This window comes from Pseudomonas edaphica, assembly GCF_005863185.1.
Classification (GTDB): domain Bacteria; phylum Pseudomonadota; class Gammaproteobacteria; order Pseudomonadales; family Pseudomonadaceae; genus Aquipseudomonas; species Aquipseudomonas edaphica.
In genome coordinates, this window is record NZ_VBVZ01000307.1 from 1 (window position 1) to 7,259 (window position 7,259).

Annotated in this window: 7 protein-coding genes; 3 read left to right on the forward strand and 4 right to left on the reverse strand. The window is 62.2% G+C overall.

Annotated features, from left to right (window positions below):
* Window positions 1-184 precede the first annotated feature (184 nt).
* Both FEM54_RS19520 and FEM54_RS19525 read left to right on the forward strand, forming a co-directional pair.
* A complete protein-coding gene (locus tag FEM54_RS19520; protein ID WP_003219726.1) occupies window positions 185-868 on the forward strand; it encodes a response regulator transcription factor in 684 nt (227 codons plus the stop codon).
* Complete coding sequence (locus FEM54_RS19525) at window positions 846-2,240, forward strand: sensor histidine kinase (RefSeq protein ID WP_099550136.1); 1,395 nt, start codon at window positions 846-848, stop codon at window positions 2,238-2,240. The genes FEM54_RS19520 and FEM54_RS19525 overlap by 23 nt, the downstream gene beginning before the upstream one ends.
* A 238-nt stretch (window positions 2,241-2,478) precedes the next feature.
* On the opposite strand, the gene FEM54_RS19530 is transcribed toward FEM54_RS19525, so the two are convergent.
* From FEM54_RS19530 to FEM54_RS19540, 3 genes are read right to left on the reverse strand one after another with little or no spacing between them, the layout of a single operon-like run.
* A complete protein-coding gene (locus tag FEM54_RS19530) occupies window positions 2,479-2,889 on the reverse strand; it encodes an SRPBCC family protein (RefSeq protein ID WP_017135357.1) in 411 nt (136 codons plus the stop codon).
* 28 nt (window positions 2,890-2,917) lie between these two features.
* Window positions 2,918-3,715: an SDR family NAD(P)-dependent oxidoreductase gene (locus FEM54_RS19535; protein ID WP_138452549.1), complete on the reverse strand. Its 798-nt coding sequence runs from the start codon at window positions 3,713-3,715 to the stop codon at window positions 2,918-2,920.
* 17 nt (window positions 3,716-3,732) lie between these two features.
* Complete coding sequence (locus FEM54_RS19540) at window positions 3,733-4,737, reverse strand: aldo/keto reductase (protein WP_099550137.1); 1,005 nt, start codon at window positions 4,735-4,737, stop codon at window positions 3,733-3,735.
* A 114-nt stretch (window positions 4,738-4,851) separates the two neighbouring features.
* On the opposite strand from FEM54_RS19540, the gene FEM54_RS19545 reads away from it, so the two are divergent.
* Entirely contained in the window at window positions 4,852-5,742 is an 891-nt protein-coding gene (locus FEM54_RS19545; protein WP_017135354.1) for a LysR substrate-binding domain-containing protein, read from the forward strand.
* 116 nt (window positions 5,743-5,858) lie between these two features.
* Here FEM54_RS19545 and FEM54_RS19550 read toward each other — a convergent pair whose 3' ends face one another.
* Entirely contained in the window at window positions 5,859-7,151 is a 1,293-nt protein-coding gene (locus tag FEM54_RS19550) for an NAD(P)/FAD-dependent oxidoreductase (RefSeq protein WP_099550138.1), read from the reverse strand.
* Window positions 7,152-7,259 lie beyond the last annotated feature (108 nt).

Below are 7,259 nucleotides of genomic sequence, written 5' to 3' on the forward strand. Positions count from 1 at the left end.
CTTCCAGGTTGATATTTTGTCTCTGACACACCGCTATCGCAGGCAAGCCAGCTCCCACAATGATTGTGTGCAACCCGGAAATTTGTGGTGGTTTTGCCAAGATGAAGTTTAATTTAGGAAACATTCAGCTACTTCTTGGCAAAATGACCCCACTTCTAGTGTGAATCGCTCACCAGGTAATCCTATGACCCGTATTTTGACCATCGAGGATGACGCCGTAACGGCACGCGAGATCGTCGCCGAGCTGAGTAGCCATGGACTGGACGTGGATTGGGTGGACAACGGCCGCGAAGGCCTGGTCCGCGCTGTGAGTGGTGATTACGATCTGATCACCCTCGACCGGATGCTGCCGGAGCTGGATGGCTTGGCCATCGTCACGACCCTGCGCACCATCGGGGTGTCGACGCCGATCTTGATGATCAGCGCCCTCTCCGATGTCGACGAACGCGTGCGCGGCCTGCGGGCCGGTGGTGATGACTACTTGACCAAGCCGTTCGCCTCCGACGAAATGGCTGCCCGTGTCGAAGTGCTGCTGCGGCGCAAAAGCACGGTCAAGGAGTTCGAAACCGCCCTGCGCGTGGCCGACCTGGAACTGAACCTGATCAGCCGCGAAGCCAGCCGTGCCGAGCAGCCGCTGAGCCTGCTGCCCACCGAATACAAACTGCTTGAGTTTCTGATGCGCAACACCGGGCAGATCCTGTCGCGGATGATGATCTTCGAGGAAGTCTGGGGTTATCACTTCGACCCGGGCACCAACCTGATCGATGTGCATATCGGTCGCCTGCGCAAGAAAATCGATCCACCGGGCCTCACACCGCTGATCCGCACGGTACGAGGTTCCGGTTATGTCATTGCTGAACCCCTCTAAGGGCTGGCGCTCCTCCAGCAGCCGCTTGCTGGCGCTCTACAGTTCGTTGTTTGTGGCCTGGAGTTGCATCCTTATGGGGGTGCTGTATTTCGAAGTGTCGGGTTACCTGGGCGACCTGTCCCGCCACTCGTTGATGCAGCGTCAGCACTTGTTTCAGCGTTTCGACGGCGAAGAACTGGTGGAAGCCCTGACCACCAGCATGACTTTCGACATGAAGGGCGTGGACGCCTATGGCCTGTTCGATGAGCAATTTCGCCCCCTGAGCGGGCCGATCCGCGCCGTGCCACCGGACTTGCCGCTGGACGGCAAGATCCACGCGCTGGCCAATTGCGTCGAGTCCGACGACCCCAAACTGCCCAAAGACAGCTGCGACGCCGTCGCCACCCACACCGAAGACGGCCGCTGGCTGGTGCTGGTGCGAGCCAACGGTTCGCTGTTCGGCGTCACCCGGATCATCTGGCATGCGCTGCTGTGGGCGCTGTCGTTGACGATTATTCCCGGCGCGGCCGGTTGGCATTTGCTGCGCCGCCGCCCGCTGCGGCGTATTCGCGGGATCCAGGCCAGCGCCGAGGCTATCGTCGCCGGCGACCTGACCCACCGTTTGCCGCTGTCGAATCGCCGTGACGAACTGGACATGCTCGCGGCCATCGTCAACGCCATGCTTGACCGCATCGAGAAGCTGATGAACGAGGTCAAGGGCGTGTGCGACAACATTGCCCACGACCTGCGCACTCCGCTGACACGCTTGCGCGCGCAGCTTTACCGCATCAAGCAGGAAGCCGAGGAAAACTCGGTGTACGCGGTGAAGCTCGACGACGCCATCGCCGAGACCGACACCCTGATGGCGCGCTTTCGCGGGCTATTGCGCATCTCGGAGCTGGAAGACCACCAGCGCCGCTCGGGTTTCCTGGTAATGGACCCGTTGCCACTGCTGCGCGAGCTGCATGACTTTTATCTGCCATTGGCCGAAGAAGGCGAATTGCAGTTGCGCCTCGAAGTGCCCGAAGCGCTGCCGTGGATCACCGGCGACCGTGCGCTGCTGTTCGAAGCCTTGGCCAACCTGCTGAGCAACTCGATCAAGTTCTCGCCCGCCGGTGGCGAGGTGATCTTGCGTGGTGTGAATGACGGCGGCAGCACGCGCATCGAAGTGCACGACTCCGGGCCGGGTATTCCGGCGGCGGAACGTGATGCGGTGTTCCAGCGTTTTTATCGCGTGGATGAAAGCGACCAGCAAGGCGGCTTCGGTTTGGGCTTGTCGATTGTGGCGGCGATCATCAACTTGCACGGGTTCAAGCTGGAGGTTGGCAGCAGCCAGCGTGGTGGTGCGCGGTTGGTGCTGGAGTGTCGGCAGCAGTTGATGCCCGAAGCCTGATCGTTCCCACGCTCCGCGTGGGAATGCAGCCCAGGACGCTCCGCGTCCCACAGCGTGACGCGGAGCGTCACAAGAGGCATTCCCACGCAGAGCGTGGGAACGATCATCTCCAGGCGCTACAAAACCGTGTGGGAGCTGGCTTGCCTGCGATGACGATGTACCCGGCAAATTTGCATTGCCTGACACTCCGCTATCGCAGGCAAGCCAGCTCCCACATTGGAACGGCTTTGCCGGTTAGTTAGAAGTTGGCGCGCAGCGCTTCGAGGCCGCCGCTGTACACTCCGGTGAACAACTCTTCCACCGCCGCGTCCGTGGTCCCGGCTGCCGGGGTGAACACGCCGGACCAGGTCACTTTCGCCGAGCTGTCGGTGAGCGCCTCAACCTGCAAGGTCGCAAGGTAAGCACTCACCGGAAACGGCGATTGCTCGATGGTGTAGCTGTAGTTGCGTGCCACGTTATCAAAACGCTGCAAACGCTCGACCACCACACCGCCATCTGCGGTTTGCAGGTGGCGCACGCGCCCGCCCTCGCTCGGCTCGCTCTTGACGATAAACGGCAGCCAATCCGGCAGCGCGTTGAAGCCACCGACCAATTGCCAGACCTGATCGGCCGAAACCGGGATTTCAATTACAGAAGAAGCTGTCGCCACACTAAATACTCCAGGAAAAATAAAGACTTCAGATCGCCATGCTGTCGACCACACCACCGTCGACCCGCAGCGCAGCGCCTGTGGTTGCAGAGGACAGCGGTGAAGCAATGTACGCCACCAGGTTCGCCACTTCATCCACATTTGCCGCGCGCTGGATGATCGAGGTCGGCCGTGCGTTACGTACAAATACGTCGGCCTCGTCCCGCGCACTGCGCCCGGACTTTTGTGTGGAGTCCTTGAGCATCTGCTCCAGGCCGTCGGTAAAAGTCGGCCCCGGCAGCACTGCGTTAACCGTCACCCCGGTGCCCGCCAAGCGCTTGGCCAGGCCATGGGAAACCGCGAGGTTGGCGCTTTTGGTCACGCCGTAGTTGATCATGTCGGCCGGTGTGGCCACGCCGGACTCCGACGACACGAAGATCACCCGCCCCCAGCCCTGCTCGACCATGCCGGGCGTGTAATGCCGTGCCAGGCGCACGCCGGAGATCACATTGACCTCATAGAAGCGCGTCCACTCGCTGTCGGGCGCATCAAAGAAATCCACATCGTTGAAGATGCCGAGGTTGTTGACCAGGATGTCGGCACGCGGTTCGGCGGCGAACAGTTTCGCGGCGCCTTCGGCGGTGCCAAGATCCGCCACCAGCCCGCGCAGATCAGCGCCCGGCACCGCCTGGCGAATGCTTGCCAGCGCATCGTCGACCTTGCCCGATTCGCGCCCGATCACCACCACGGTGGCGCCGCAGGCGGCCAGCGCCTGGCTGATGCCCAGGCCAATACCGGCGGTGCTGCCGCTGACGATAGCTACTTTGCCGCTTACATCAATGTTCATCGGTGGTACTCCTGAAGTTAGAGCGGCAGAGGCGCACGGGCCGAAATCAACCGGGCCTCGCGCAGCGCCTGCCAGAAGGCTGCCGGGATCTTCTCTGACAACGCTGCAACGTCTTCGGCAATCCGCCCCGGACGACTGGCACCTGGAATCACCGCCGCCACGGCCGGATGCGCCAGGGAAAATTGCAGGGCTGCGGCTTTTATACTTACCCCAAACGCCTGGGCAATCGCCTTGATCTGCTCGACTTTATCGATGATCGCGGGGCTCGCCTGCTGGTATTCGAAGTGCGCGCCACCGGCCAGAATGCCGGAGCTGTAAGGCCCGCCGACGACGATCTCGACGTTCTGCGCCAAGGCTGCGTCCATCAAACGCTGCAAGGCGCGTTCGTGGTCCAGCAAAGTGTAGCGGCCGGCCAGCAGGAAGCCATCGGGCCGGGCTTCGCTGAGGTCAAGGGTCAACTCGCAGGGTTCAACGCGGTTGACGCCCAGGCCCCAGGCCTTGATCACGCCTTCTTCACGCAGGCGGGTCAGCACCTTGAAGGCGCCGGTGCGGGCCTGGTTGAAGTAGTCCAGCCATTGGTCGCCGTAAAAGTCCTGGGCGATGTCGTGAATCCACACGATGTCCAGGCGGTCGGTTTGCAGGCGCTCGAGGCTGTCTTCGATGGAACGCAAGGTGGCGTCGGCACTGTAGTCATTGAGCATCTTGTTGGGGCGGCCGTGTTCGAACACGCCGCTTTTTTCGCCGAGGTCGCGGGCGCTTTCTTCGACTTCATCGAGAATCACCCGGCCAACTTTGGTGCTGAGCACGAAGTCATCGCGGTTGTACTGAGACAGCGCATGGCCCAGGCGGATTTCCGACAGGCCCGAGCCGTAGAAGGGAGCGGTGTCGAAGTAACGCACGCCGTGATTCCAGGCAGCCTCGACGGTGGCCTGGGCTTCGTCTTCGGCAATTGCGCGGAACATATTGCCCAGCGGTGCGGTGCCGAAGCCCAGCGGGCCGGGCAATTTGTCTTTCAAGCTCATGGTGGGTCCTCAATCGGTTGTGGGTCGCTGTGACCGTTGAGCAGATCCTAGATTGCATAGATCGGACCGTCCAAGACATACTGCGACCAACTTGAGTCCTGAAAGGTCTTACACATGATTGATCTTCGCCAACTGCGCTACTTCGAAGTGGTCGCGGAAGAAGAACACGTCGGCCGTGCCGCCGAGCGCCTGCATATCTCGCAGTCACCGCTGAGCCGCCAGATCGCCCAGCTTGAAGAGCGCCTGGGCCTGACCTTGTTCGAACGCAGCCAGCAGCGCATCCGCCTGACCCGCGATGGCCAGACGTTCCTGGCGGAAACCAAGGCGCTGTTGACCCACGCCAATCGCTTGGAATCCTTGGGCAAACGCCTGGGACGCGGCGAAGAAGGCGGCTTGTGCATCGGCTACATCGAAAACGCGATGCACGCCGGCGTGCTGCCCAATGCGTTGCGCGTATTGAGGGATGACCGGCCTACCGTGCATATCAAGCTGTACAACTTGCCGTCGCTGGAACAGCTCGAAGGCTTGCGTCAACGCAGCCTCGACATTGCCCTGGTCGGCGAGCCACCGGCCACCGATGACCCGGACCTGACGGCGCTGCAGGTGCTGGACGACCCGATGCTGCTGGCGCTGCCGGAACATCATGCATTGGCGCGCCACAGCGAGTTGTTACCCGAGCATCTGGCTGATCAGGAGTGGATCGGCGTGCAACGCAAGCCTGGCGCCAACCCGGCGGATGACTTTGTGGCGGCGTGCATTCGTGCTGGTTTTACGCCGCAAATCCCTATGGAAGCCAGTGAGCCGTTTACCGCCCTGGGGTTGGTGGCCTCGGGTTTGGGTGTGGCGATGGTGCAAAAGGGGCTGAGCCGGAATGCGCCGCCTGGGGTGGTGTTGCGTGAATTGCCATGGCTGACCTACACCACGCCGCTGTGGGCGGCATGGCACCGGGTTAATTTGCGGCCTTTGGTGGAAACGTTCAGGAAGGTGCTGACTGAAAGCCTGTGAAGGCCAGGGCAACGGGTAACCTCATCGCCCCGGACATACTCGGTCCAATGTCAGCCACTCACGCCCTTACCTCAATCTTTCCCCCTCAGGCTCATCCGGTTAAACGCGGCTGCCAGTCAGAGCATTTCTCGCAACCGATACCACAGCATCCCCAACGCCAGCAGCGGCGAGCGCAGGGCCTTGCCGCCGGGGAAGGTCATGTGCGGCACTTGGCTGAAGATATCCAGGCCGTGGCTTGCACCGGCGTGAATGCCTTCGGCAAGCAGGCGCGCGCACCAGTGGGTCACGTTCAGGCCATGCCCGGAATAGCCCTGGGCGTAGAACACATTCGGGTACTGCTTGAGGCGCCCGACCTGGGGAAAGCGGTTGGCGGTGATGCCGATCTTGCCGCCCCACTGGAACTCGATGGCGGTGCCTGCCAACTGCGGGAACACCTTGAGCAACTTGGGCTGCATATACGCGGCAATATCCGCAGGGTCACGCCCCGAGTAATGGCAGGCGCCGCCGAACAGCAGGCGCCGGTCAGCCGAGAGCCGGTAGTAATCGAGCCCGACTTTCTGATCGCACAGGGCGAGGTTTTGCGGAATCAACTGCTGGGCCAATTCGACCGACAGAGGCTCGGTGGCGATGATGTAGCTGCCCGCCGGCAGTACCTTACCGCTCAAGCGCGGTTCCAGTTCCTCCAAGTGCGCGTTACAAGCCAGTACCAGATTAGCCGCGCGCACCGTGCCGCCGGCGCAACGCACCTGCACCGTATCGCCGTGTACAAGCTCCAGCACCTGGGTCTGTTCGAAAATCTTCACCCCGAGCGACTCGGCCACCTGCGCCTCGCCCAGCACCAGGTTCAACGGGTGCAAGTGCCCGGAGCCCATGTCCACCAGGCCGCCAGCGTAGACGCTGGAGCCCACCACCTGCGCCATGTCTTGCGGGCCGACCAGGCGGGTTTCAGGGGCATAACCCAGCGCTGCCAGGCCGGCCTGCTCGCCCTTGAACGCGGCAAACTGCGCCGGGGTGTTGGCCAGTTCGCAAAAGCCCCAACGCAAATCGCAGTCAATGTTGTGCTGGGCGATACGCTCGCCCACCAGCGCCACCGAGTCGATCCCGGCGTGCTGCAGGTAACGCACGCCCTCCTCACCCACATACTTGGCGAACCCCGACACATCATGGCCGATACCACGAATCAGTTGCCCGCCATTGCGCCCACTGGCGCCCCAGCCGATGCGCCGGGCCTCCAGCAGGATCACCGAGAGCCCGCGCTGGGCCAGTTCGATGGCGGTGTTGACGCCAGTGAACCCGCCGCCTATCACGCACACATCGGCGCTCAGGTCGGCGCCCAGTGACGGGCGCTCCGGCATGGTATTGGCCGAAGCCCGGTAGTAGGACCGGGCGTGGTCATTGGACGGGATCATTTGTTGGTCTTCACTTTGCTCCAGGCGCGGGTCATCAGGCGCATGGTCGCCGGGGTCGGCGTGGTGGAAATATAGAGTTTGTCGAGCACTTCCTGGGACGGGTACACC